The 25,292-nt window shown below is 55.0% G+C and carries 24 protein-coding genes and 3 pseudogenes; 14 read left to right on the plus strand and 13 right to left on the minus strand.

From position 1 onward, the window contains the following. Positions 1-247: 247 nt before the first annotated feature. Together ACIX9_RS27840 and ACIX9_RS22470 are read left to right on the plus strand one after the other, a co-directional pair. A pseudogene (locus tag ACIX9_RS27840) lies at positions 248-355 on the plus strand (helix-turn-helix domain-containing protein); the annotation flags it as partial. 111 nt (positions 356-466) lie between these two features. Further along, positions 467-1,282 (plus strand): hypothetical protein, encoded by an 816-nt coding sequence (locus ACIX9_RS22470; protein WP_232298988.1) that lies wholly within the window; start codon positions 467-469, stop codon positions 1,280-1,282. Between the two features lie 99 nt (positions 1,283-1,381). On the opposite strand, the gene ACIX9_RS22475 is transcribed toward ACIX9_RS22470, so the two are convergent. Continuing rightward, a protein-coding gene (locus tag ACIX9_RS22475) for an IS5 family transposase (RefSeq protein ID WP_232298991.1) occupies positions 1,382-2,342 on the minus strand; the annotation gives its coding sequence in 2 pieces (ribosomal slippage) (positions 1,382-2,104 and positions 2,106-2,342; 960 coding nt in all). Between the two features lie 1,577 nt (positions 2,343-3,919). On the opposite strand from ACIX9_RS22475, the gene ACIX9_RS22480 reads away from it, so the two are divergent. Further along, on the plus strand, positions 3,920-4,324 hold the full coding sequence (locus ACIX9_RS22480) for a response regulator (protein ID WP_013573186.1): 405 nt from the start codon (positions 3,920-3,922) through the stop codon (positions 4,322-4,324). Between the two features lie 430 nt (positions 4,325-4,754). Here ACIX9_RS22480 and ACIX9_RS22485 read toward each other — a convergent pair whose 3' ends face one another. Next, complete coding sequence (locus ACIX9_RS22485; protein ID WP_013573187.1) at positions 4,755-5,075, minus strand: addiction module antidote protein; 321 nt, start codon at positions 5,073-5,075, stop codon at positions 4,755-4,757. Between the two features lie 15 nt (positions 5,076-5,090). Then, complete coding sequence (locus tag ACIX9_RS27580; protein WP_332308652.1) at positions 5,091-5,273, minus strand: type II toxin-antitoxin system RelE/ParE family toxin; 183 nt, start codon at positions 5,271-5,273, stop codon at positions 5,091-5,093. Between the two features lie 261 nt (positions 5,274-5,534). On the opposite strand from ACIX9_RS27580, the gene ACIX9_RS22495 reads away from it, so the two are divergent. Next, positions 5,535-5,798, plus strand: a complete 264-nt coding sequence (locus ACIX9_RS22495; RefSeq protein WP_232298989.1) for a type II toxin-antitoxin system Phd/YefM family antitoxin — start codon at positions 5,535-5,537, stop codon at positions 5,796-5,798. Beyond that, positions 5,798-6,208: a type II toxin-antitoxin system VapC family toxin gene (locus ACIX9_RS22500; RefSeq protein WP_013573189.1), complete on the plus strand. Its 411-nt coding sequence runs from the start codon at positions 5,798-5,800 to the stop codon at positions 6,206-6,208. The genes ACIX9_RS22495 and ACIX9_RS22500 overlap by 1 nt, the downstream gene beginning before the upstream one ends. Here ACIX9_RS22500 and ACIX9_RS27845 read toward each other — a convergent pair. From ACIX9_RS27845 to ACIX9_RS22515, 3 genes are all read right to left on the minus strand, one after another. Further along, a complete protein-coding gene (locus ACIX9_RS27845; protein ID WP_041598234.1) occupies positions 6,192-6,404 on the minus strand; it encodes a replication protein RepA in 213 nt (70 codons plus the stop codon). The genes ACIX9_RS22500 and ACIX9_RS27845 overlap by 17 nt on opposite strands. A gap of 470 nt (positions 6,405-6,874) precedes the next feature. Continuing rightward, complete coding sequence (locus tag ACIX9_RS22510; RefSeq protein ID WP_013573190.1) at positions 6,875-7,135, minus strand: hypothetical protein; 261 nt, start codon at positions 7,133-7,135, stop codon at positions 6,875-6,877. A gap of 263 nt (positions 7,136-7,398) precedes the next feature. Continuing rightward, positions 7,399-7,662: a hypothetical protein gene (locus tag ACIX9_RS22515; protein WP_013573191.1), complete on the minus strand. Its 264-nt coding sequence runs from the start codon at positions 7,660-7,662 to the stop codon at positions 7,399-7,401. A 1,659-nt stretch (positions 7,663-9,321) separates the two neighbouring features. Here ACIX9_RS22515 and ACIX9_RS26150 point away from each other — a divergent pair. From ACIX9_RS26150 to ACIX9_RS26155, 4 genes are all read left to right on the plus strand, one after another. After that, a complete protein-coding gene (locus tag ACIX9_RS26150; RefSeq protein WP_013573194.1) occupies positions 9,322-9,489 on the plus strand; it encodes a hypothetical protein in 168 nt (55 codons plus the stop codon). Between the two features lie 3 nt (positions 9,490-9,492). Next, on the plus strand, positions 9,493-9,822 hold the full coding sequence (locus ACIX9_RS22535; RefSeq protein WP_013573195.1) for a hypothetical protein: 330 nt from the start codon (positions 9,493-9,495) through the stop codon (positions 9,820-9,822). 22 nt (positions 9,823-9,844) lie between these two features. After that, positions 9,845-10,090 carry a hypothetical protein gene (locus ACIX9_RS22540; protein WP_013573196.1) on the plus strand — a complete coding sequence of 82 codons (246 nt, stop codon included), beginning with the start codon at positions 9,845-9,847 and terminating at the stop codon, positions 10,088-10,090. A gap of 206 nt (positions 10,091-10,296) precedes the next feature. After that, on the plus strand, positions 10,297-10,461 hold the full coding sequence (locus ACIX9_RS26155) for a hypothetical protein (RefSeq protein WP_013573197.1): 165 nt from the start codon (positions 10,297-10,299) through the stop codon (positions 10,459-10,461). Positions 10,462-11,315: 854 nt separating this feature from the next. Here the strand turns inward: ACIX9_RS26155 and ACIX9_RS27850 are convergent. Beyond that, positions 11,316-11,762 (minus strand): HAD hydrolase-like protein, encoded by a 447-nt coding sequence (locus ACIX9_RS27850; RefSeq protein WP_049789496.1) that lies wholly within the window; start codon positions 11,760-11,762, stop codon positions 11,316-11,318. Between the two features lie 275 nt (positions 11,763-12,037). On the opposite strand from ACIX9_RS27850, the gene ACIX9_RS22550 reads away from it, so the two are divergent. After that, positions 12,038-12,745, plus strand: coding sequence for a hypothetical protein (locus ACIX9_RS22550; RefSeq protein WP_013573198.1), 708 nt, complete (start codon positions 12,038-12,040; stop codon positions 12,743-12,745). Between the two features lie 785 nt (positions 12,746-13,530). Here ACIX9_RS22550 and ACIX9_RS25220 read toward each other — a convergent pair. Beyond that, positions 13,531-13,716, minus strand: a complete 186-nt coding sequence (locus ACIX9_RS25220; RefSeq protein WP_013573200.1) for a hypothetical protein — start codon at positions 13,714-13,716, stop codon at positions 13,531-13,533. Positions 13,717-14,231: 515 nt separating this feature from the next. Further along, the gene (locus ACIX9_RS26160; RefSeq protein ID WP_157478365.1) at positions 14,232-14,426 is read right to left on the minus strand and encodes a hypothetical protein; all 195 of its coding nucleotides are present in this window, start codon (positions 14,424-14,426) and stop codon (positions 14,232-14,234) included. A 493-nt stretch (positions 14,427-14,919) separates the two neighbouring features. On the opposite strand from ACIX9_RS26160, the gene ACIX9_RS22555 reads away from it, so the two are divergent. Both ACIX9_RS22555 and ACIX9_RS25230 read left to right on the plus strand, forming a co-directional pair. Further along, positions 14,920-15,912 carry a replication protein RepA gene (locus tag ACIX9_RS22555; protein WP_013573202.1) on the plus strand — a complete coding sequence of 331 codons (993 nt, stop codon included), beginning with the start codon at positions 14,920-14,922 and terminating at the stop codon, positions 15,910-15,912. A gap of 1,115 nt (positions 15,913-17,027) precedes the next feature. Further along, positions 17,028-17,502 (plus strand): annotated as a pseudogene (locus ACIX9_RS25230) (IS5 family transposase); the annotation flags it as partial. A 143-nt stretch (positions 17,503-17,645) separates the two neighbouring features. On the opposite strand, the gene ACIX9_RS22565 reads toward ACIX9_RS25230, so the two are convergent. Both ACIX9_RS22565 and ACIX9_RS22570 read right to left on the minus strand, forming a co-directional pair. Further along, on the minus strand, positions 17,646-17,978 hold the full coding sequence (locus tag ACIX9_RS22565; protein ID WP_013573203.1) for a hypothetical protein: 333 nt from the start codon (positions 17,976-17,978) through the stop codon (positions 17,646-17,648). Next, on the minus strand, positions 17,962-18,573 hold the full coding sequence (locus tag ACIX9_RS22570; protein WP_013573204.1) for a ParA family protein: 612 nt from the start codon (positions 18,571-18,573) through the stop codon (positions 17,962-17,964). The genes ACIX9_RS22565 and ACIX9_RS22570 overlap by 17 nt, the downstream gene beginning before the upstream one ends. A gap of 1,158 nt (positions 18,574-19,731) precedes the next feature. Between ACIX9_RS22570 and ACIX9_RS27855 the strand changes: the two genes are divergently transcribed. After that, positions 19,732-20,004 (plus strand): SOS response-associated peptidase family protein, encoded by a 273-nt coding sequence (locus tag ACIX9_RS27855; protein ID WP_041598238.1) that lies wholly within the window; start codon positions 19,732-19,734, stop codon positions 20,002-20,004. 901 nt (positions 20,005-20,905) lie between these two features. Here ACIX9_RS27855 and ACIX9_RS22580 read toward each other — a convergent pair. Then, a complete protein-coding gene (locus ACIX9_RS22580) occupies positions 20,906-21,610 on the minus strand; it encodes a transposase (RefSeq protein WP_041598239.1) in 705 nt (234 codons plus the stop codon). 1,358 nt (positions 21,611-22,968) lie between these two features. After that, positions 22,969-24,789 (minus strand): RICIN domain-containing protein, encoded by a 1,821-nt coding sequence (locus ACIX9_RS22590; protein ID WP_013573206.1) that lies wholly within the window; start codon positions 24,787-24,789, stop codon positions 22,969-22,971. Positions 24,790-24,967: 178 nt separating this feature from the next. Between ACIX9_RS22590 and ACIX9_RS25235 the strand changes: the two are divergent. Continuing rightward, positions 24,968-25,216, plus strand: a pseudogene (locus ACIX9_RS25235) (addiction module antidote protein). Positions 25,217-25,292 lie beyond the last annotated feature (76 nt).

Here is a 25,292-nt window from a genome sequence, read left to right on the forward strand (position 1 = left end):
CATCCGTGCGGAGCTTAAGCCGTGGCTTAATTTTTTTAGTGGAAATCTTAAGAATCTTAAGGAGAATGCCGGTGCGCTTGAATCAGATCACGGAATACCGGTTCAAAGGCTATCGCTTCGAAGTCTGGAAGAACGCGCCTCGGGGTGTGCGGGGTCGTCTCAAGCTCTATCGCGGAGCATCCCCGGTGGAGCTGCAGCAAAAGGCTCTCGTGGTTCTCGAAAGGCTCATCGCTTCAAGTAAGGTCGTGTGTCACGAGAGCAGATCTGGCATGACGTATGGGGTCCCGAGGCCCCAGGCGCAAGCAGCAACATAAGTATCGACACCCAAATCAGTGCATTGCGCAGCGCTTTTAGCGCTCAGGACCCAAAGCATTCCGAATTTATCCAGACAGATCGCAATCGGGGCTTTTGCTTTATGGTCGATGTCACGTCACACACGCGGGATGAACTAACGAGCAAAGGAACTGTGGGAGAACGTGCCAGCGAGGTTGAGCTACAGGATGCATTCGACGAATTTTTTGGTATACGGTCCGACGACGACCCACCCGGAGTCATCATCCTTCAGTCGGACCTTCTCGACGCGAAGCATACGCAATCGGACAGCCGCTTTTTTAAGGCCCGGAACGTCATCGATAGCTGCGATCTGCAGGGAGCTTTTTTCTTACAAAAAGCTTTTAAATGGAGACCTGTTCCGCGCCTGGTTGTGAGCGACCATAACACTCAAAATGGCCTGGACGAAACGGTCCCGTTTAAGATCGCGATGGGGCTTGGGTTTACCGATGAAACGTCCCGTGTGATGGAAAGCAGGGACTATGGCTCTTGGATGTCGATCAGCCGGGAAGGTGGTGACGCGCTCTCCCTTCATGAGAAGTTAAAGCCGTCTCTCAACAAATCACGGTTTCGTACCGAAACCGATCCTGATCCGGAGAAGCCAGGGTTCGTTCGCGTCCTTCCGTCGGACTGGGACGCCAAATACATCAAAGCCTGGGAACGCATGCTGCCGCCGAAGAATGGACCCCGAGTAAGCGACTATGCCGTACTGCTACGACACACATACAACCGACAAATTCTATTTGTGGTGGCGGGCTTCACAGAGCGCGGCACGTCCATTGGTGCTGCACACCTTGCAGCGAATTGGTCAAAGCTATGGGAACAATATGTCCAAGGAAACGCTTACAAGCGCGGTCTTGGCGATTTTCTGGTTCTGATCGCAGGGCCTTCCGATGTGAATTGCTTAGGGAGCCTCTGCGCAGGCGGCCGATTTGACGATGTCGGTGTGTGACTTGAGTCGGCGGCCAAGTTTTTCTGCGGTTGGGCCGTGCTTTGCTTGTTCTGGCTGGGGTTTGTGCGGAGTCGAAGACTCATAGCCCGTCTCCCGGCGCTAGGCGGCGGTTCCCGCCAGGTGCTTGCGGTGGAGGTAGAGGTTGATGAGGGCGAAGTTGGCGCATAGCCGGTGATGGTTCTTGGCGATGCCTCTGTAGCGTACCTTGTCGAAGCCGAAGACGCGCTTCAGGATACGGAAGACGTGTTCTACTTTCGCTCTTACTTTTGATTTCGTCGTATTCTTCTTCTTTGCCGCTTCATCGACATAGTTCTTGAACCTGGTTCGCTTGCAGGTCATGTCCTGGGCCTTGGGCGCGGCCTGCCGGATGGCCTTGGTCTGGCCTTGATAGCCGCCGTCGCCCCACACCTTGCGCTCCTCCCCATGTAGCAGATCCGGCAGCATGTGTACGTCGGAGACGTTGGCCGCCGACGTTGCCACTGAGTGCACGTGACCTTCTTTTGCATCAACGCCGATGTGCGCCTTCAGTCCGAAGTACCACTGCTTGCCCTTACGAGTCTGACGCATCGCCGGATCACGCTCTTTCTTCTCGTTCTTGGTCGAAGAAGGCGCATGAATAATGGTCGCATCCACGATCGTGCCGGTCTCGATGCGGATGCCCCTGGCCGCCAGATGCAGGTTCACCGCGTCGAGCATGGCACCGCCAAGGTCATGCTTTTCGAGCAGGTGGCGGAAGCGCAGCACTGTCGTTTCATCCGGTGCCGGAGCCACGCCCAGGTCAACACCAGCGAACCGCCGCAGCGTGAAGGACTCATAAAACGCCTACTTCGACGCCGGGGTCGGACAAGTTGAACCACTGTTGCATAAAGTACGTCCGAAGCATGATCGCAAGCCCGACAGGACGACGGCCGTTGCCGGCCTTCGGGTAGTGCGGTTCGACCAGAGCCTGTAACTCGGGCCACGGAACAACCACTTCCATCTCATCCAAAAACAGCTCCCGCCGAGACTTCCGCCCATACTTCTCAAAGATCGACTGGGACGCAAACGTCTGCTGCTTCATCGCCATCCACCCCTAACCATCAGATTAATCCATCAGGCCGCGGACGCAGAACTTGTGCAGAGTTTCCTTAGACTCCTGGTCCGAAGAGTATGCAATCACCCCAGAAACACTGAAGAAAGCGAAGATCGACTGCGAATGGTTCAGACGGGTTGGGGGCGCACGTCCCTCTCCGCGGGTGCCCTCTCGACAAGCTAAAAAGCCGACAAGGCAGCGGGATCATCCCTTGGACTGAGCGTAAGTGGGCCGTAATTGCCGAAACCCGACTTCACGGGAATCACATCATCTTGTAGATTTAGACCACCCTTTCAGCGTGGCTACCAAGATTTTCGTAAGCTTCTACCACGCGCCGTCCGCTCTCCCGGATTCGAGCGGACAAGGAAGCGTCCGACACTTAATCCTCTGCGACAAACTTGAAGAAGGGTTTAGGCTTGGCACTTGTTCCATCTGCCGCTCGCGTACACCTGCTTAAGGCGTTGCCTGAATCTGGGCGGAGAGGACTCCATAATTGCTCATGTTGTTTTCTCCTGGATCCCTGGAAACCCAGCTCCCGTAAAATTCAGTGACAACCTTATCCCCTGCCCATCGCCCCAACTTCCCACCGGTCGGAATTCTAGAAAAATATCGTCTTCGCAGGTTTCCCGGATGCATCAGGCGGCTCTGGTACCCCGATACCGTACACAAATCCGCATGCGCTGTATGCTTGCTTAACACGATGGGTTACGAGTGAAACTCCCGAGGGATGAAAGCTAAGGTCGTCATCCTCTCTCGGATCACACCTCCAGCCTAAAATGGCTGGCATGCACATTCATTGGAATCCCACGACCCTTCTGGCGATCTACGCGGCCATCCTGTCGACCATCACTTTCGGTTGAAGCCTGTTCCGAGATCTCAGAGACCGCGGCAATCTGAAGATCTCCGCAGCGGTGCGAATAATTGTTATCGGGACGGTTGGGACAACGTTTTCGGTGAAACACGACTTTCCGGTCGAAGGTGCAAGCGAGCAACTCTTCATTGTGATGACCGTTGCCAATGTCGGACGGCGCCCTATGCGCTGGGAAGGCTGGGGAGGGTTATACAAGAAGGTCCATCGTGAACCCTCCCTGGGGCAACCTCATTCCCGTAAAGACTATCTGTACATCTGACGAGCGGTCACCAGCTTGTCTGCCAAGAGAGAGCATCATGACATGGCCCCGTGGAAGCGGGGCCGATTTTTCGCGGCCCGTTACGTATGGTCACTGGAGGGATTTCTCGATGGCAAGCCTAAAAGATTTCGTCATCCGCAAAGGGCCCATGCCTGAGGCCATCTGCTCAAAATGCTGTCAGATCGTCCGACCATCCCCAGAGGTCACACTTGAGGAAGCTCAAGCTCAACATCAGTGTGGTTAATCTTCCTTAAATACCGTAAGCCGCTGATCGCTGCCGGTGTCCCACTCTCTATCACCCGCCGCCACGCGCTTCAATCTCGCTGTCCTTGACGCGGCTGATGGCGGGTGATCTCCCGTACAGACGCGTCTGACTTTGAATGCTACGGTGACATATCGGTGATACGGTTGCCGCCTCGGAAAGAGGGATGAACAATGGCGATCACCAGCCAGCCTATCGCATTCGTCGTGGACGATGAACGAAACATTGCAGACACGCTCGCAATTATCTTGGGCAAGAACGGCTTTGTTGCAACGCCCTTTTACAACCCTCTGCTTGCCCTAAGTGCGGCTGCGCTAGGCCCGCCTGACCTTTTGATTTCCGATGTGATGATGCCTGAGCTTTCAGGGGTCGACCTGGTGATCAGGATCAGGGCGCTATGCCCCAATTGCCGAGTTCTGCTGTTCTCCGGGCAAGCGGATACCACAGACTTCCGCCTTTTGGCGCGAAGTGCGGGTGGTATGTCGATATTGGCTAAGCCGCTTCACCCCGAACGTCTCTTGAAGGAAGTCTGGAAGCAGAATCCAGCGTGGGAAGCAGGTTCCGCAAGGATGGGTTGAGAGTATCTCCGATTCGGCAGTCGGACCTATCGACGACCGCCGAATCTTAGTTCTGTAAGTTCACATGCATAGCGAAGATCAATGCAACGGTTGTAGGGCTGTGGAACCTACTAAGCGCCGCCGCGCTTGCTCCCGCCCCTCTACATCGCGAGTCCGCATGGCGCGTCCCTTCTCGCGTCGTGCCTCCACTAGGTCGCGGGTGAGCTCCGCCCGCCGTTCCTCTGGCAGGCCTGGGTTCGTGCAGCGCCACAGCCTGCCCCGCACCACGAAATATCGTCCGTCTGGCGTGACGGGGTAGATCATGCGCTGGTTGGCTTACTGCATGCAGTTCGGAAACAGCTAAGCTGGATGGCGTTCTACTAAGCCGCTCTCATCTCTGCGAAGGCTTCCTGAATGGCTGCTTTGCACTCCACGGGCGATGAGCAGGTCTTCAAACTGTCTCTGGCGTGGGATGTACAGGCTGAACCACGAGACGCACCCCAAGAGCGGCGCACACACGGCTCACGGTATCGAATCGGGGAGCGCTGTCTGGACGCAGGGCTTTGTACAAAGCCTCCCGCGTGATCCCGGCTCTCTTGGCAATCTCGGTCATGCCCCGAGCACGGGCAATGTCCCCCAGCGCCGATGCCAGCAAGGATGCATCGTTCGCCTCCAAGATGTCGGTCAGGTAGGCGGCGATGGAGGTTTCACTGTCGAGATAATGGGCTGCGTCGAACTCGGGTAGATCGGCCACCTTGATGCGTTTACTCATGATCGTTTCCTCCGTTCAATCGAGCAAGGCGGCCAGAGCTTTGGCGCGCCTGATGTCTTTCTTCTGGGTGCGTTTCGATCCACCGACCAGCAGCACAATGATCTGCGTACCGCGCTGAGTGAAATACAACCGCCATCCCGCGCCCAGGTGAATGCGCAACTCGGAGACACCATCGCCCACCGGCTGAACATCTCCCATCAAACCGAGTTAAAGGCGTTTGATCCTGGCGACGAGGACACCGCGTACCGTCTGATCCTTCAGCTCGTCGATCCAGGCGGTAAATTCGGGCAGTGGCCGGATCGAGAACATACGCCGAGTGTATTCGAACGATTACATAATTTCAATGTTCTGAGACGATGAACCTTCGTCCAGCTCTTCATAAGACGCTTCTTCAAAAGCTTTCTCTTCCATTGCGATTTATCTTGTCATAACATACATACATTGCAAGAAGGGAGAGCAATGATGTCCATCACCACCGTTTCATCGCGGGATTTCGCACGTGATCTGGCGCAGGCTAAGCGCGCAACGACCGCCGGGCCGGTGTTCGTCACGGATCGAGGCAAGCCGACGTTCGCCTTGCTGAAGATCGAGGATTACTACAAACTTGCCGGCGAAAAGCCGCGAAGCCTGCTCGACATCATGGATTCGCTACCCGGCGGCCAGTTCGAGTTCGACCCGCCAAAGTTGGACAACATGGGCTTCAAACCGGCGGAACTGGAATAGTGTTTTTACTTGATACCAATGTAATTTCGGAGCTGCGGGTGGGCAAGGCGAATCCATCTGCCGCCGTACGCCGCTGGGCGGCTAGTATCCCTGGCAATCAGCTCTATCTTTCATCCGTCAGTATTCTCGAACTGGAGACGGGTGTTCTGCTGATGGAGCGGAAGGACACTCAACAAGGCCAGATGCTGCGCTGCTGGCTTCAGGGCGTGCTGAAGGAGTTTTCCTCACAGGTACTGCCCTTCGGGAGCACCACGGCGGTTCTGTGCGCCGCAATGCATGTCCCTGACCGCCGACCAGACCGGGATGCCATGATCGCAGCTGCAGCCAAGGAACATGGCTTCACGATCGCAACTCGCAATACTGCTGATTTCGATAACTGCGGGGTTCAGCTGCTCAATCCGTGGTTGTAGCCAGCTTTACCGTGTAGGTCAGCCACGCGTATAGGTCGAGGGCCAGCGGCGAACGCTTGAGTGCTCGCAGCGCCCGCATGTCTACTGGCACCGGCGAGGCCGTCACCATCTTGAAGAAGTCTTCGCCTAGCTCTTTCAGGCTCGGGGTGACATCCGCCACGCAGTCGGCACCCATGGCGCTTCCCTTTCGCGACATGCGTCCATCAGTTCGCAGGTGAGCTGCGCCCGGCGCTCCGAGGCAAGCCTAGGTTTGTGCAACGTCACAGGCTTTCTCATCCCGAAATAGCGTTCGTCCGGTGTGACTGAGTAGATAGCTGACTTTCAACCCCTCGCCGGTCCTTGGCTTCGTTTCGTGGCATCGAGTCCATTGAATAAGCGAATACTTGACCGGCACCCCGCGCATCCTAAAAGCATGCCGACGCCGAAAATCGTTGCTCCCTCATCAAGCCGGTTTTCTCCTATGTTTTTCTACGTTCTGCTGGGCGTAATAGTCATCCTAATTGCCGCTTTCTTCACCATGCACCCCTCCCCAATTGGCAAGAACAACAAACAAATTATCAATTCGCGACAGCATTAGGCACTGTCAGCATCTCAGGTCCGCTATTCCGAACACTGCCCAGCATGGGATTGACCGGGCGGTATGTATATCCTCCCGGCGTGCCCGCCCTACGTAATCTTTAGGCCAAGGTCAAAGAGATCGCCGGAGATGAAGCAGACGTGATCACAGTTGAAAGCACGCATCAAATCGACTTGATGGGCGCAACCTGGGCACTTTCGCTTGAGGAGCCAAGCCGAGAGCTTCCGGGCATCGATGACGCTGAAATCATCTGGAGACTCTACGAACATGCGGTCGGTGAAGATTGCGAAGTTGAAGCCGTCCAATGGGTAGCCCATTAGCGCAGAAAACTCGAAGGCGCTCGTATCCATGCCGCGACCCTATACGCCCCAGGGTACAGGCCGCAACCAACCACAGGTTGACTCCCTTTAAGCGCACGAGGATCAAACCCGACGTCATTTTATATAACTACATCTTTGGTAAGCGGGCAGACGTAGCATGTCACCGTCCCGAGTACGGGAGCGAGTTTGTCGATGGGCAGAGTCGTCACCGTTAGCAGGGCATTGTGAACTCCACAGACAGCGGGGCTTACGTCTTTCTGCCTGAAACAGGGTTGGAGGTCCGGGCTCAAGTGCTATACCGCCACGAACGCCAACGGATCAAAGCCTAGGGACAGCAAAACGAGGTCCGAGACCCGAACAGGGGTGGTCTCGGTTCGTTCGGAGCTGGACGGGGGGTAGACGGACGGCACGTCCTTTATTAGCTGGTCGAGCCTCAGAAATCGCTTGCCTCGGACGAAGACCGGCGTCTCGCCCCGACGAACCGCAGCGGCCACGACATGGAAGCCCACCGCCGCTTTCCGGTAGCCGAACCTGACGCTGTATTGATCCTCTGTCATGCAAGCGACTATACCAGCGCAAAGCCAATGAGTCAGCACTTACGACCCGTTCTAAACCACTTGCGAAATGTGAGATAGTATGGCCCCACACCGGCCAAACACAATCTTGCACTGAAGGGTCTTATGGAGTCTTTCGTATACCTTCTCGTTCCTACCTGCCTTTATGTCGCCTGGCGCATCATCGTGGCGCAAAGAAAAATTGAGCCCGAGGATATTTCCGGCCTACCAGGCACAGGCCCGATCCGGCTAGGCAACGGCCTCCATGCTTACAGATCAAAGGCGAAGTCAGTGGTGAAGAGCGCTCCTGGGAGAGTCGCCGTCATGCCTCCCTCCGATTGGAAGAAAGTCGAAGAGCACCGTTACCCTCAGAGAAAAGCGAGCTAGTCACCCATCTAGGCAAACTCTGGAGGAAAGAAACACTCTCCCCACTCTTCCTTGACATAGGGCATGAGTCCGACCTCTTGAAGTAGATGAACGGTACGCTCGGACGGCCAAAAAAAGACATATCTGCAATCGCGAAGCCTCGTGCTGTCGAAGGATATTTCTCCGCCTTCATAGCCAAGAACGCACCCAATGAGGGTGCATCCTATGAACCTAGTCCCATCAATCATGAGGTGCTCACCAACTATTGTCCGGCCTTCGATTGTAGTCACGGAGTTCTCCTGAACGAGCAGCAAAGGATGCTTTCACGTCGCTGTGTGTTGCCCAGAAGCTGAAGGGAGGCTCCTAATTAGCGGCAGTAGCCCACCAGTGCGTGTCCGTAAGCGGAATAATCTTGCACTTCATCGACTCGGCCCCGGCTATGTCATGCCTCATTGCAGTCTCCGCAGGTGTTCATGTGTTCCACGAACGCCCGCCACATCGGGTTTCTCTTGAGGAGTGGGTGGTCGGGCCGCTCGAACCCCATTGAGAGGGCTAGCTCGTATGCACCCGGGCTAGACTCGGCGAGGCGGCTTAGGAGGCCCATACCGACGTGGCAAGCGGGGTAGTCTTCGGAGCTCCACTGCGAAAGGAACGCTCGATCTTTGTCACGGTCACTAGCCTGCGCCCGATTCCGCTCCTCGACTTCGATTGGCACCACCTGCCACTCTTTCTATATGCCCATCCATCTTTAAATTCTAGGCCGTTTAGCGTCCGTTTTCCCGCCTCCGAATCGGCGGTCTGTTTAGAAGGTGTTCATGGCATCCTGACGCTGCCGAAGTGTTCATCTTTTGTAGCAAAAGTGTTCATGGGGCGGTTTTTAGGCGTTTCGGCCCCTAGGATTTTAGGGGTGCCTATTAGACACTCAAGGCTAAAAAGACACTCTACAAGTTGCTCATAAACAAACACTTAGACTCAACAATCAGGCTGGGAGGCACTCTCCCTTCATGTTCCACTACGCTGAATCGCTGTGAAAGGTCACGTTTTCTCAGTGCGAATTGTGCAAGCGCTGTGAAATCTCTGTGCAATGGATCTGGGTGTAAAAAGCCGTGCAATCGGCGGCTTTTTTAGCGTGCCAGCTTGGCACACTCAGCGTGTTTATGACACGGTCCAAGCTTCACAAAACAATGCGATTAGGTATTGATTTGCGATCAAGTGTGCCAAGTTCTTTATGTTCCACTACGTCGTCTAAGCGCATCTCACGCGGGGAATACCAGTGAGTTGCAGGAGGGATCGATCATGCAGGAACAGTTGGAGTCGACACCAGAAGAAACCGGCATTGAAGGGAATGAGCTAAGGAATGAAAATTATGACCATGGATTTCAAGCTGCTCTGGACGGTGAGCCATACGATCCCGAAACCCAGACTGAGGCATGGCAAAAGGGCTGGGCCGATGCGAATGAGTAGCCGATGAACTACACACAAGACACTTACGAGCTGGAGATCACGCCAACCATTCTCCCCGTGCGGATACCTTACTTGGGATACATCAGCTACAGCATCCAGGGCAGCGACCCCGCCAACACCGGCAAGTCCTTCCTTGAAAACACCGGCAACTTCACCGAGGTGTTCAGCCGAATTATGCCCCGCCCAGAAGTCATCGGCCTTCTCGATCAGCTCAAGCAGGGCCGTGCCGTTCATCTCCAAGCCGTCACCTTCGCTCAGCTCGTCAGGCTTCAATTCAACTTCCGCGCCTTGGATCCTGACTATATGGCCGCCGCGCAACCCCGTGGTTGGTGACAAGCCGGTAGACTTCCCTCACATGCCTACTGACGAAATTGAGGTTGACGCAAACGGTGAGATTCTCGTCTCTTCGATAACTGGCTACTCCGTGGCCAAGACTCTCGCCGGCCAAGTGTTCTTCCGCGTCCAGTATCTAAACCCCGACCTGCGAACGATGTCTGCTACGCAGCTCATACTGGAACCGAAGGATGCTGCCGAACTCGGTCGAATGCTCCAGCTCTATGCTGAGCCTTTTGTTCAGTCCCCGCACGGAACCATCCAGTAGCCAATCTCCGGCAGCTAAAGCCTTCAAGTTGCGCTTCAAGGGTGCCATGAGTGCACCAACCGTGCTGCTAGCAGGGTGAGAAACGGGATAGGCAGCGCATCCTCTCGCGCGATTAAGGGCCAGATTGACAACTAGAACTTGAGTGAACTGAAGCTTTGCGACTACGCAAACCTCTTCTGAGCGGAATTCAGCCGCTCCTACGAACGATGAGCAAAACTTTGCTGTATCGCCACTACACCGTATGCCGCGACATTGAACTTGCGGCTCGCCTCGACCGCCAACACAACCCGCAGACCCGCGAACGCCTTACCAGGAAGTTGGAGAACCTCCTGATCGACGAAGCCATCCTCTGGCCCGGCTGGCATAACTGAGAGGCCACGGGCTTGCATCACCCGTCGCCCTTTCGCTTGCACGTCATAACTGCCTACGCCGGCAACCGCTTTAGAGGGTAGACGCCGGCCGCTTCCATCTTCCGCAGCTCGTAACCGTTTCAGGCCACCCACGCCCACGCTCGATTAAGGCCGCAAGCTGGACCTCGATTAGGTTCAACGCGACAGAAGACACGCCCCGCCCATTAGGTTGCGCTCAAGGATGTCTCACAAAATGCATGCTAACCAATTCTTAGTCAGAGAAAACGCAGGCCGGCTACGCCATGTCGCAACTAATTTAGTGAGTTTGAGATGCGCTTCAAAGTTTCACAAAAGTCTTTTTGCATGACAAAAAGAGATGTTCCTGTACTATATGGGGCAACGCAGAAGGATGTGCGACATGAGACAAGAATCCCCCTCGTTTGTCCGCCGCGACTATGCAGACGGATCATGGCATTTCATCTGTATGGTCTGTTACCGAACTGTGCACAACGCTCAGACCGAGGACGAGTTAGAAGCCGCGCACCACTGCAAAGGACCACTTCAAGATCCAAACGCCCGCTAAACACGGTATCGTTCAAAGAACGACCTGCAAGCTTCAGTTGCACTTACGTGCTTCCTTCCCAAACATGCTTCAAGCCGTCGGCCCTGGCCGCAGACTACTTGCAACCTGTTGGATCGCTGGAATTTGAGTTTCAGTATTGCAGTTCCAGGATCAACCAACACCGTAATCTGATTGATGGATGAGACAATCCAATCTGCCTGGCGGAGCCCGTCCGGTAGATGCGAAGAAACTACGGCCAGAACTTGGCATCCGGCCGCCATACCTGCCCGAACTCCTGCTGGCGCATCCTCGATCACCAAGCAATCTTCGGGATGACGCGTGAGGATCGCTGCACAGCGAGGTACCCTTCTGGGTGTGGCTTCCCCTTGGCGATCGTATCGCCTCCGACTGTGCGCCTGGGTTCCTTTATTCCAACCGCGGTCAGTCGGCTGTGCATCATCGTCTCAGACGCGGACGTGACAATGGTCCATTGATGAGGTGGAATGGAAGCTAGTAGTTCAACCACGCCGGCATATGCAATAACGTTGGATTGTTCCTCGGCCGCAAACATATCGAGCTGCGCAAGGTGAGTGGCGATCTCATGCTCGGTTAGGTTCGGTAGGTATTCCCGGATGGTGTCAGCAGCGCGGCGCCCATGAGTTCGGCGCAGGTCAAAGGTCTCGCTCAACCCGAGCTGTTCTGCCCACCGTACCCAACATCTCTTATCGCCATGAGTGGACCTTACGAGTACACCGTCCATGTCAAAGAGTAGGCCTGAGACAGCAATCTCAATCGGGATAGTGAGAGCACTCTCGATCGAAATCCTACGAACGGGCGTAAAGAGAGACTATCAGCCCTATATGTTTTCCTGCTCGTGCTGCTCGTTGGTCCAGAGTCTCGCCTGCTTCGCTTCGACACCTCCCTGCGCATCCAGCCTAGTCCCAATCCCGAACCACGAAGATCCTCGTGCCGCATCCATCATCTAGGTGTTACGCTGTTCCCAACTTCAACCCACCCCTCAAGGAGAAGCACCACTTGGCGACCCTTGCAAAGCCCGCATTCCGCCTCCGCAGCGACGACTTCTTCTTTCCCGCCATGGCGCTCCTCATCCTCGCCGTCGTCGTCTATGGCTTTGCCCAAAGCTACTTCCTCGCCGGCATGGTTCGCGCCAAACTCCCCAACACCCTCGTCCACATTCACGGAGCCCTCTTCGTCTCCTGGATCTTCCTCCTCATCCTCCAGAATGCCCTCGTCGCCCTCCGCAAAGTCCGATGGCACATCACCGTCGGCATCCTCGGAGTCATCCTGCCGCCCCTCATGATCGTCGCAGGCTTCCTCACCATGCTCGACTCCATCCGTCGCGTCGGCACCCCCATCCCCCCCACCATCCTCCTCGTCGGCGACACCCAACCCCTAATCCTGTTTGCCGTTCTCATCACTTGGGGTCTGCTCGACCGCCGCAAACCAGCCTCCCACAAACGCCTCATGCTGATGAGCACACTCGCCATCATTGCCCCCGCCATCGATCGCTGGCCCATCCTCCATCACTACATTCCCGCTACCTTTGCCGTATTCCTCTCCCTCCCCCTCCTCCTCCTTCTCTACGACGCCTTCACCCTCAAACGTATTCACCGCTCCACCTGGGTCCCCTACGCACTCATGGTCGTCTTCAGCCTCACCCTCATCCCCCTCGCCCAGACCCCGCTCGCCCAACGCGCCGTAGCCTGGGTGCTCAAAGGCTAGCTACACCCCGACGAGATCCCACTACTTCATCAAAGTCTGCAATGGGGAACCGGACTCCGGGGCGTTCGATTCGGCGATGCTGACGGAGTCAACAGCGACTGCAACGCTATCCAAGCTTCTTCAGCGTGACTGAAGAGAGGGAAAGGCCTTAGGCCTACTCTTCAGTCACTCGCTCGAAGAGCATGAGGCAGTCGAAAGTGGTGGCGTTCAGCGTAACCGTCAGGAAAGCCAAGCTATGATGTCGATCCGCTGTTCCCCAGTTCATGTATCAGGGTGCCAATCGGGTGAGTAAGGACGTCTGAGGCGATCGTGCCGACCGGAACACCCCGTTTGAAGAGCAGGTAAGCGGCAGCGGCTCCTGAGAGCACTGTGGTCCAAAGAATGATCTTTCGCATCATGTAACCCCTACGTTGAGGTGATCGTTGGATGCAGTCTTCAGCCATCAGTGGCCCGAAGGTGTGATGCACACGCTGATTCCGCCTGCCGATAGTGCTTCCACGGAGGAGCACCACCCATGTCCTTGTTGGTCATTACCGCTTATCTCGGGATGGTGCTTCTTCCCTGTTTGCTCGCCCGAACTCTTGAGTCAGAGACCTAAACACGGCCGGCTACCCATCCCACCCGCACCCTGAGGCACCAAGTACACCTGCGTTGAGTTTCGATCGATTGGTAGCCCTCTCATTCAGAGAGGGCCTTTTGTTGTAGGAGGCAGGCCGCCGGCCATCCTAGACTCCGCCACAACGGGCCTAGTCTGCTCGAGACGAGTAGCTCGTCCTGATCCAAAGCTATTTCATTGCGGCGAATTCACCCCGCTGAACCGTATTGAGCGAAAACTCACTACAGACGTGCTGAGCCTGCGCTTTCAGAAGCGTCGGCGCTTCATCGGAGGTGCGTACTACTTGGCAGCATTTAGAGCAGATGGACTCTTCCAGAGAGCCAAGACGTTTGATGAAGTCGCGCAGAACGGGCATTATGAATCTCCGACCTAAATTGTGTTCGGGAAGTGACTTGAAGATGAGCGTACGGGCAGCCGTGGCCTCGGTCTGTACTGTCTGCGACAAAGATCTATTTGGCGTTTTGATCCCCTCAACATTTCAAAGTGCCCGTCTTCCCTGCACCCTGTTGAGCGTCTCAGGATCATTATTCTGCACGTTCGGAATGTCCTACGCCCGAGATTGCGGGGCAGCGATCTTCTCAGTGTTTCGTGAGGGGCGTCGCACATTCCGTAGCTCGCCGAGGAGCGTCGTACTCGTCAACGATATCTATCTCGTCAGGGCCAAGCTATGCGCGCTTTATCAACGTCTCGGACTGGAGGAGGTCCACCTCCTTGGCGGAACAAGCGTCCAGCAGCGCGGCCCATAGGACCCTAGGTGAGGATTCGCAGAAATCAGATCAGAACCTCTGGGTAGAAACGCATCTCAACCCGTCTCAGATTTGATTGACTACCCTGAGCCATCGGCATCCCTGCCGTGCTTTCCTGCTCGTGCTAATCGTCGCCGAAGAGGCTCGCTTGCTTCGCGGCAACGCCTCCCCGGTCCAGATTCGCGAGCCGCGCCTCCCACTTCTCGACCAACTTCGACGCTTGCCGGCTGCGGGCGTTGGGCGTTGGGCGTTGGGCGCGTGCGAGCATCCGCTCTACGTGTTCTCTGCGGCGGTCAGGTGAGGTCTGAGTGGGCTTCAAGGGTCTCCCTGAAGTCTACGGTCCACCCCTACGGCTCGTACTGCTTCATGACGTCACTGGCCATCTTCTTTTTGTCTTTGCGGATGGAGTCGGTCAGCTTTTGGAAGCTCTCTGCGGTCCAGGTCTCGTGCAAGAGTATGCCCCGGAGCGCATTCAACAAGAGGACTCGGTTGGCGATCACTCCAGACCCAAACTGCTTATGCCTCCGAGGACGATCGACTGCCTTTACCGTATTTGATGACTGTAAAAGTTCGGCGAAACCAGGGTGTGTGTGTTCCACGACGGCGCAACTGCTCGCGGGATGGGTACCGACTTTATCCTTCAGGACATCGGCCAAGCCACAACGAACAGTCTTCTACGTAAGATGAATGATGCGGGATATGTCCGTACATCGGCTTATCAGTTCGTTAGGAGTGGGTTCATGCATTAGTAAGGACCTGATGCTAAACGAGTTGGCTGCACCGAACTAGCTTGCCATTGGAGTCCGACGCCTATGAAGAGAACGATTGAGCCACCAATCATTGAGGTCGTTGCCGACAGACCTAAGACGAAGCGAAACCCAACATTGGAGCGCAAAGTGGCAAAAGAACGCCTCGCCACGAGACTCGGAGATATTGCGGTCGCCAGACATGAGGGGTCGTTGGGCGACGAATACATCAAGCTAGCACAGGCGATGATTCTGTGCACACTCCCTTACAGCGAGACGAAGGAGACGCGGATAACGCGTCAAGCACGTTTAGGCGATGGTTCTATCTTGTCTGTCACGTTCTCCGCGTCAGCACCGGATGTTCCTCTTCCTTTTGGGGCAGATAGAAAGCTTCTTGCATGGCTTTTCGATAGGGCAATTCGTTCAGACTCGTCTTTCATTCCATGGACATCTGCCACCGAATACCAGAGAGAGACGGGTCTATCTATCGGAGGAAGTGGCAATCGCGATCTTAATAAACGGTTTATGCGCGTTGCGGGACTAGTGATCAACATTCAGAGGAAAGCAGACAGAACCAAACACGACATTACGTACCCAATCATCGAGCGATCCTTTTTGCCGGCGTCCATCACGGGACAACGGGCAAGTGATGAGGGTCAGTCAAGTCTCCCGGAGATGGGGGATCGCTTTGGCTTTCAACTTAACGCTGGTCTCTTTGAAGACATCAGAAGACACCACATCGTTCTTCCACGAAAGATCTGGCTTGAGCTCAGCGGCGCAACACAAGTTCAGGATTTGGTCTACTGGTTGATTTTTCGTTGCTACTCCGCCGCAAGTGAAAGTGTCATTCCTTGGGCCGCACTTAGTGAACAGTTCCCTCAGGACAAAAACCCGCGCCGCACCAGGGCCAACGCCCGTCAAGCCATAAGGATACTGACCACGTTGTGGCCTAGTGTCCAAATTAGAGAGGTTCCACAAGGGATTTGGGTTAATCACACTCCCGAGGCCATGCTCGAGGATGACGTCACGAAAGGACGAGTTCGAAAATTGGGAAAGTGACCAGGACGTACGCGGAGTGCCAATTGGCGTTCCGCGTACGCTTATCCACAGGGAGAAGCGTAGTTTTGTTTTTTTCATTGGCATTGCGAGTACAGGACCGCAGGCATTCCACGTACGGACAAATTGGCATTCCATGTACGCTAATTTGGCATTCCGTGGACAATTCATTGGCATTCCGCGTACTGCTTAATAAGGAAGCAAGAGATACAAGAGATCAGAAGATCAAACAAGAGGTTCATGAGTAGAGAGCAACGTTACTGGGAAAAACAAAAGGAACTTAAATCCTGTACGTGGAATGCCAAACAAGGATTCTCACACGTTGTCATCGAGACTTTGAAGCGTACGTGGAATGCCAATAAGGGATTGTGCGATCTTCGAATCCCAACGTTCTTTGTTCTTCTCCGAATTCCTGAGCAAAAAGGTTAACCATTTTGGCAGCGCTTTTATCTGAAGCGCGTTTTCCCTCGCTCCTGCTTTTAAACACTTTCCGCCTGGGCCACAGGCACTACTCGTGTTTACTTATGGTCTTCTGTACTCATATATCTACTGCTTCCTCATTAAGGTAAGGCGGAAGCCCACCTTTTAGACACGGAAGCTAACTTCCGGCTACTCGGAAACCCACTGGTGACTGAGGAAATCTTGAGAGTCTGTTGATATACACGGAAGCCCACGTCTGGTCAGTTATCGAGTTATGCCCAGCTCGCAGCTTGCGTTACGAGCGTGGCCAATAGCATCATTCTGGTGAGCTCAGGTTGTATACGCGGAAGCCCAATCCCACTCCCAAATAGATGCGTAAGGGGTACCATGAGCGAATAAAGCGGTTCAAGGTGTCAAAAACCGTAAAGGATGGTCTCCTGTGTATGTAGCAATCTAAACGGCTAGAATGCTAACCCATTCTCGCCACCCTGGAATGGCTAGCGGTGGGCTTTCGCGTATATAGCAATCCGCCCTCTAGATGTCTAGCAGGCTAGAGCTTTCGAATGCGGTTCTTAGCAGTGTCATCGTGAAGCATGCCGGCGCTGGCTCTTGCGACCCACAGACCCCTTAGGGAAACTCTGCACAAGTTTCGCGTCGGCGGCCTGATGGATTAATCCGATGGTTAGGGGTGGATGGCGATGAGGCAACAGACTTTTGCGTCGCAGTCGAGCTTTGAGAAGTATGGGCGGAAGTCTCGGCGGGGGTTGTTTCTGGATGAGATGGAAGTGGTTGTTCCATGGGTCGAGTTACAGGCTCTGGTCGAGCCACACGACCCGAAGGCCGGCAACGGCCGTCGTCCTGTCGGGCTTGGGATCATGCTGCGGACCTACTTCATGCAGCAGTGGTTCAACTTGTCCGACCCTGGCTTCGAGGAGGCGTTTCACGAGTCCTCCACGCTGCGGCGGTTCGCCGGCGTCGACCTGGGGCGTGGCTCCGGCACCGGATGAAACGACAGTGCTGCGCTTCCGCCACCTGCTCGAAAAGCATGACCTCGGCGGTGCCATGCTCGACGCGGTGAACCTGCATCTGGCGGCCAGGGGCATCCGCATCGAGACCGGCACGATCGTGGATGCGACCATTATTCATGCGCCTTCTTCGAACAAGAGCTGGAAGTGTAAGGCTGGTGTGGCTCTTCGCAGCGGCTTCCGCATCGGAAACCAGCGTCTCACTTCATAGATCGTCTACAAACGTTTTGCTGACGATAAATGAGAGACATCCCACGGGTGCTTGCTCTTACTGTTCAAAGCACTAGAGCGCTAACGTGCTGAGCGTTTAGCCTCGTTGATTAGCCACGTAGAGAGAAGTTCTTCTGCCAGGTCTGACATATCGCGTGGGTCGTCGTTGCTCTTGAGGACGTAATCGCATTCGGCATACGTCTTCTTGCGAACGTAAAAGGTTCTCCCCTGGTAGGCGTCATTCTTGCTCTTAGCTAGAGACTTCGCCTTTGACTTTGCAACTGACACCCGGCTTGTTGGAGCCGTGTCGTCTGTGCCAACCGGAGCCGCTTCAGGCTCCTCGGGTTGGGGGCGTTTACGTGGGGCAAGCAGGCCGTCGAACTGACTTCCGGTGGTCTTAGTTGCTGTTGCCATACGCTACGACTTCCTTTCCGGTAGAGACATACGCTTCCCAGGCGCGAGCCGCGCGTGGGTCATCTACAGCGGAGACGATTATGCCTGCCGCCGCTGCCTTCTCAAACGCCTTCAGTAAGGGAATGGTGGCGCTGAAGGTCGGGATCCCGGCCTTCTCCAACGCATTGCGCAGGTTGTTCGCTTCCGCCTGAGGTGGTGGTGGTGCTTTGGTGATGAGGACGCGATAGTTATCAGCCTTCATCTCTACCAGAGCCTCGATGGTCTGCCGAAGACCGTCGCTGTCCATCGTTGCAGGGACAGCAGGGATTATAAGGAGGTCGCACCCGTCTGCGAGAGCTTTGAGGTCCGCATCGCTCGGTCGCTGGCCCGTGTCGATCACCGTGTGCTCAAAGTCGCGGGCAAGTTTCACGGCTGAACGAACGTCGGCAATCCGGTACGGCAAGCCTTCGCCCCTAGTCGCCCATTCAGTTGCGTTGCGGGTACCATCTCCGTCGAGCAGCAAAGTGGGGCCTAGCGTCTGGAGGTAAGCGGCAATGTGTATCGCCGTTGTGGTCTTTCCGACCCCACCCTTAAAACTGGCAACTGCTACATGCATGGCGATCCTTTCAATGTGCTAGGCCGTTAGACGGTTAGAATATCAGCATACTAGATGTTTAGACTGTCAAATTTGAACATCTTGAAAGAGGGTGCGCCGGTATGATCGGCGCTTCCCTCTCCTTCCGTCGGTGTCCTGGCCTTCCAGGCAGTGGCCCGTGATGAGGTCCACTGCGCGTGAGGCGCTGGCCGCCGTTTGCACGATCAGACGATTGTCCTGCTTAGGCTGGCGATGATGCGATCGGTGACGATCTGGTAAACGCTAGGCCCGTCGTTGGGTGCTTGTTTCACGTTGATCTCCTGACATGATTGGTGAGGCTATGCGGTTGTGGCGTTGTTCCTGCGCTGCCGATACAATTACCGTAACGCGCTAACAATAGACTTCTAAATTGTTGGATTGCTAAGGCACTAGGTGTCTACGTTAACCTACTGTGACTCATAGCCCTTTCAACCGCTTGGCTGCGTTTGTGTTAGAGTACGCCTTGGACTTGACACACGTCGGAGTGGGAGACAGTTGCAAGAGCCGGATTGCCATTCGAAGGGCGGGCGTACTTTGCCTGGTCTGCATAAGCGCAGCGCGGAAGATAAAGGTGGCTCTTGCGCGCGCCGGCGGGAGCCCATTAGGGATGGGTCCTTGTTTCGGGTTCACTGTAGGCGCAGTACTAGGTTTGGGCCAATGCGGTGTCCCCCTGGGATGAGCAGTCTCTAAGACAGGGCCGCTTTCTCAGGCGCAGGCTGGGAGCCGGAAAGGGTGCAGATCTTCCCAAGGTTCATCCTGAGACGCTAGCGCCTTAGCATTTTGAAACGCTAAGTGGCTACGTACGCGAAAGCCAGCAACGATATTTAACAACAAACTTGAATTTGCGGAGTGATTGGCACTGGATTGGTCCGCGATGTGAAGAGGGAAGTTCCGGTATCTCGATTCTGCAATTGCTGTGGGGTGCATGCTTTGTCACTCCTGACTGGGTTCGTGCATCGTGGAGGGTTGGGGCTGTGTTCCCGTACTGCCTTGTGGAAAACTCCCTGTCGGCTGTTCGCAAATTCTTCCGCGATACACCAAGACCTGTTAGCGTGTTAGCAGTTTGAAGTGCTAAATGGCTGTCCACGCGCGGCAATTAGTAGGTACCGCGAATGGCGGAAGTTAGCGTATGCGGTCGCTATGTCCGTCCAGCAACAAACAGAAGATCGCGGAATACTTTCAGGCGAATCCGCAACCCGAGGAGTCCCGATACCGGATGTGGATTACAACGTTTGCGCCGGCCACCTCCAGCCAATCATCCAACAGAGCAGGGAATCAAACAAACGAGAGCTGGTGATTCCTCGCTGGGGTCTTGTCGCCTTCTACACCAAAGAGCTAAGCGATATTAAGGACCCTTCTACCATCAAAACTCGAGCCGAGTCGACCACCAAGGACCCTACCTACCTAGCGTGAACCTGTGAAAAAGCGTCGCAGCATCGTTCCCCGCAACGCATTTTTGGAATGGGTGCGGAACTGAAAGTCGTCACGATGATTGTCCCGCGTTGTCACGTGATCCGACCAGCGGTGCCATCGGCAGTACCTTAGAAGGTCAAGCGGAGCGATAACGCTCTGTCAAGAAGCCCTCAGGCAATGTAGCTGCAGCCGCAATGCCAGCGAACGAACCGCGACCAGAGTGCATCAGCTAAATAGCGGGAATGCACGATTCCTTCCATTTCCCCAGTGAAGTCAGTCTCGGCATCGCCTCCGAACGATTGGAGACCACATGTTTCGACGGCGGGGATGAATGCGTGAACGCGCATTTATTGTCAGTTCTCGCTAATGTTGCACCCGATAATTGCGGATATCTGGGTAGTAATTTAGGACCAGCCATTTGCTCGCTTGTAGCTTTGGCTGCAATGTGGGTTCTTCCGTACATTTGGTGAAGCTTGTTCATGTGCCAGCGGTGACGGCGTAGCGCCTCTTTTCAAGCTCTCTGCAGCACTCGGAGCCTGAGCAGATCGAAGCTTGCTCGGCCATACATTTGCCGCTTGATGAGCTTGAGCCGACGGACTTGCCCTTCTACTGGGCCGTTGCTTCAGGGCAGATGCAAGGCAGCTTCGACCGCTTCCCGATCGCGTGTTGAGTGCGGAGGCGAAGCGGCTTAGAGCGGTGTGCCGGGCAGCTTCAAGCCACTCGGACCAGGCAGCAAGATCGCGGCTGCGAACGATACGAAAGAACTCCTTGCCAAGGTGTGCAAGCTTGCTGATCTCGGGAGAAGCGCGATAAAGCTCGTCCAAATATGGCTTTGCTGAAGCTGTTTCCTTCAGAATGTGCCACGCTGTATGTCTTGGCGAGCAATGAACCTGTGGCCTTTTTAGCTTTTCAACTTCATTTCTCTTGTCATTTCCTCGATGTTTCTGGAGCCAGTTCCAGACACTGCTGAGCTGGCCACGGTATCCCTGCTGTTGCAGTTCTCGCAAAGTTGGCTGACATTGCGGCAGCCCTGCAGCAGGCGTTGATCAAGATAGTCTGCGTAGGGGTCGACCGAGTGTGGGTAGCAAAGAGGCGTCCTCTCAGGGAACGTGCCAGCCTGTACCCATCGCTGCATGGTGCGCAGACTGATGTCAAGTTGGCGAGCGACGTCGGACTGATTCACGCCAACTTCTATGAGGTCCTTTACTTGTTGATAGAGACCATACCTACGCTCGCGGTTCTTCTGCTTCGTTGTCCTGGATGGCGAGGCTGAAACCTGCAGTGTTGTGACTGGTTCTGTCGAGTCAAAAGGCTGGGACTGGGCCGCTTGCGCCATGACACGGCGATGGGGTTCGAGAGTGCTTCTGAGTGCCTCACTCAGGTTGTTCAGGAGATGCCACCGATCCGCAATCTGGATCGCCTGTGGAGCCGCTTTCTGGGCTGCCTCGGCATAGGAGCTGGCACGATCACGGCTGATGATCCGCGTTCCCAGGTGTTTTCTGAGCCAGTCAGCTAGCGTCTCTGACGCCCGATCGGGAAGAAGGTCTACGACCTTGCCCGCTTCCAGATCGCAAGAATAGTCCCGTAGCGATGGCGCTTCTTCCATGCCCAGTCATCGATGCCGAGAACGCGAGGACTCGTCGCCATGTCTGGCTGAACCTGACGCCGTAGCTGTCGAAGCGCATCGTGGATTCACTCGCAAGTAAGCCGAGGCGCCCTGCAAGACGAGCGCCGGCCTGGCCGCCAAGAGCTAACGTGATCCAGTCTAAAGCTCGCCGCACACCGGGCAGTAAGCCATAGCGCGGCAGGCCTGTCATTCCATCTGGATCGCCCCGTCCTTCGGACGAAGACACACCAGCTTCACTTCAGAAAGACTCGGTTAGCAGATTGCCTGGATCATCAAGAGCCTCCACAGCTACCTCTTTCTTACCCTACCCACGCCTGCTGGAAAGAATCACCAAATGTACCGAAGAACCCAAATAAACTCAAAAGCTACATGCTCGCTCTTCCGCCCTTAGACACTTCAGATCCTCAAGACACCGATTCGATCTTGGATGCTGATGCCACTCTCCTGGCGTACGCCCTGAACGGCCTCACGTCAGCCGGCTCCGGCGTGCCTACCGACCGGGCTTCTCGCATTCTCTACCTTGGTGCGACTAAGGGTGGCGCCAGCCACATTCACGAAGGCTCTGGTCCAGCAGCACCGGGCGGAGCTGGTCGCGCAGGGCCTGGCCACCTCGACCCTCAACCGGCGCTTAGCTCGGATCCGGAAGCTCGCCCGCGAGGTGGCCGACAACGGCCTGCTTGAGCCGACTGTTGCGGTCGGAATCGAGCGCGTGCCCGGAGTGCAGCAACTGGGCGTGAGGGCAGGGAACTGGCTGACGAAAGATCAGGCAAATGATTTGCTGAACGCACCCGATCCTGAGGTGTTGGCTGGCAAGCGGGACCGGGCCATCCTGGCTCTACTTCTCGGTTGCGGTCTTACAAGAGCAGAGCTTAGGGTGACTCCACTCGGGAAATCCTTCGTTCACCTCTATCGATCGCCAGATGGCTATCGTTGGAGGTGCTGCTTATAATGTCACACCGTTTGTTTGAACTCCGCCCAGTAAGAACAAAGCTTATCTACAGCAGCTCCCGGTTCCATATAGGAGTTTATTTGGCCATCAAAGTAGAAGTGAAATTCTGGCGAGCATGTCATTCGCATTCGAATTGACTGGGTAGTTGAATCCCGCTACTGAGGGCCGCAATCAGACCCTCCGCTATGTCTTAAGCTGCTGAGGAGAGAAAGACTAAGCGCATTTACTACTTCGGGCATTCCTGCTACAAGCGTAACCATATACGGGGTCCGCTTGCCAAAGGCCAGTTCCACTGGTGTTTGTGGAAACTAGAACACCTGAATCCGGTTGCTTCAAGAAGCAACCGGATTTGGATTCTAAGTGCATGTTGTAAGATGAAGCTTCCTAGTTATTTACCAATCTGGATCAGAGCCATCTGATCATTCAAAGGTAAGGAAACCGTGCTGCCTGTTCCAGTAATGCTATTTGCGGCCCCAGTATTATCCATCTGTAGAATCTGCTTCACGCCCAGACCGCCGCTGATTGAAATGGTTACTTGCTGCGAAGCTACCGGTGTCGACGTATTCGTAGCTGGATTGTAGCTGCTCTGTTCCAGCCATAAAGCCAACCAGAAGGATCCGTCTCGTTTCTGAAGAAGCGTATGGCTGAGGCTTTCATCGGCTCCACTCACCACGTATGTCAGCTTGCTAGGCGTGAAAGTCGTTCCAGGATCGGACAAGAGAGAGATGAGGTTCTTCATCGCCGAATACGCAGGCTTAGGGGAGAGATCGGATCTCAGCAGACCATAGCCAGGAGACGAAACTTCATCTAAGAGCTCGTATATGTAGGTCCGCTTGATTCCATGATTGAAGGCGAGTGCAAAAGTTCGCGGTACATACGAGGCCTCGATGGACTCTGGCAAAGTATAGGGAGTGTTGGTCTGCGTATACGCCATGTATCCGGTCTCCGTAATCATAATAGGAGCGCTCGGTGCGTCGACGTGTGCTTGATCCATCCACCAGGCAAAGCTGCCGTAATTATTACCTTCAGCGTCGCCTCCACCCCAACCTGTAGAACCGGGATTCCGTCCGCCGAAGTAGATATGCATATTGTTATATGTCATCTTCGTGCCGAGCTGCCCTGCTTTTGCATAGCCGGCGTCCGTGGTAAACGATGGACCAAGAATTGGCAGATTCAGAGAACTGCCTACTGCCGACATGGTGTTCATGAAGGCGGCTACATTGTTGATCCCCGCAAGACCTCCGCCGCCGCAGTTTTGTCCTGCATCACACTCATTCGGTGCCTCGATACTCTCCATGTCCTGAACAATGTTTGCAAACGTCTGAACAACCAGGGGAGTCGTGCTGTTGTCGATAGAGAAAACATAGTCAGTCTTGATTCCGGCCTTCGCGAGTGCCTGATGTTCCGTATAGAAAGCAGAGCCAACTGGCCAGCTATAGAAACCATCCCTAATATGATGAACGCCAAGAGCTTCAAGACTGGTAAAGATTGTGGGCCACGCCGACCAGTACGGGGTATCTTGATACGTAATGTGAGTATTAATACCGATCGAGTCTACAAAAGCGTCAGCTTGAAAAGCTTGCTCTCCAGTAGATAGGTCGACCGTTGCTCCTGTTGTTGGAGCAGGTGGAGAGGTAGGTACACCGGTGTTGGTAGGGGGGATGACTCCAAGGTTCCAGAGTTGACCTGTGTCCGTTCCTCCACTACAGGTCCACTGCTGCAGCTGTGTCGCACTAGAAGAATTCACCGCAGCCAAGTCGATGCACTTTCCACTATTTACGGAGACGAGCTCATAGGATGTCCCGAAGGCAAACATCTGCCATAGTTGATTGGAATGATTCGCACCGAGGCACGGCCACTCAAGTAACGGAGCTCCGTCGGCCTGCGAGGCACCGGATACGTCCACACACGATCCGCTCACCGATGCGACCACCTGGTAGGCAGTCCCTGATGCCGTGCTAATCGGAGCCAGTGACCATGTCTGCGCGACGGTACCATTGCAAGACAAAGACTGAACGGCTGTACCATTCGTGGGGTTAGCACCTGAAAGGTCCACACACACAGAGCTATTCGACAAAGATTTGATCGTATAAGGACCAGATCCGAGGTTTTGAGCGAGTATGCCCTGAGATTGGGCTATGGCAGCAACAGACGAAAATGCTCCAATAACAAGACAAATAAGCGCAACTATTCGCTGAAGGGAAATCATTGAAGCAGCTCCTGACGGAAAAATGAGGTCCAGATTACAAAGTTCGCAGCTTCGTTTTGCTGCAGTGGTTGTACTTACTATCGACCGCTCCCCGGACAATGACCATAACCACTTAGGGTGGTTCATCACCTATCAGTGTTAGTTCGACGCAGCCCGTTATCTCGACAGTGAAACGTCCATCGCTGCCTAACTGACCGATATCCTGGGGGCGAACGATGCATCCTTGCTGGCATCAGCGCTGGGGGACATTGTCCGTGCTCGGGGCATGATTGAGATCGCCAAGACAGCTGGGATCACGCGGGAAGCCTTGTACAAAGCTCTGCGTCCGGACAGTGCTCCACGATTCGATACCGTGAGCCGGGTATGCGCCGCCCTTGGAGTGCGTCTCGTGGCCCAGCCTGTACATCCGACAACCGGCATAGTTTAAGCCTGGAGGCATCGCACAGTGGCAAGAGGGATTAAAGCTGAATCAGCTGTGCTGTCTTTGGATTAGTAATCCTCCG

Source organism: Granulicella tundricola MP5ACTX9, assembly GCF_000178975.2.
Classification (GTDB): Bacteria; Acidobacteriota; Terriglobia; order Terriglobales; family Acidobacteriaceae; genus Edaphobacter; species Edaphobacter tundricola.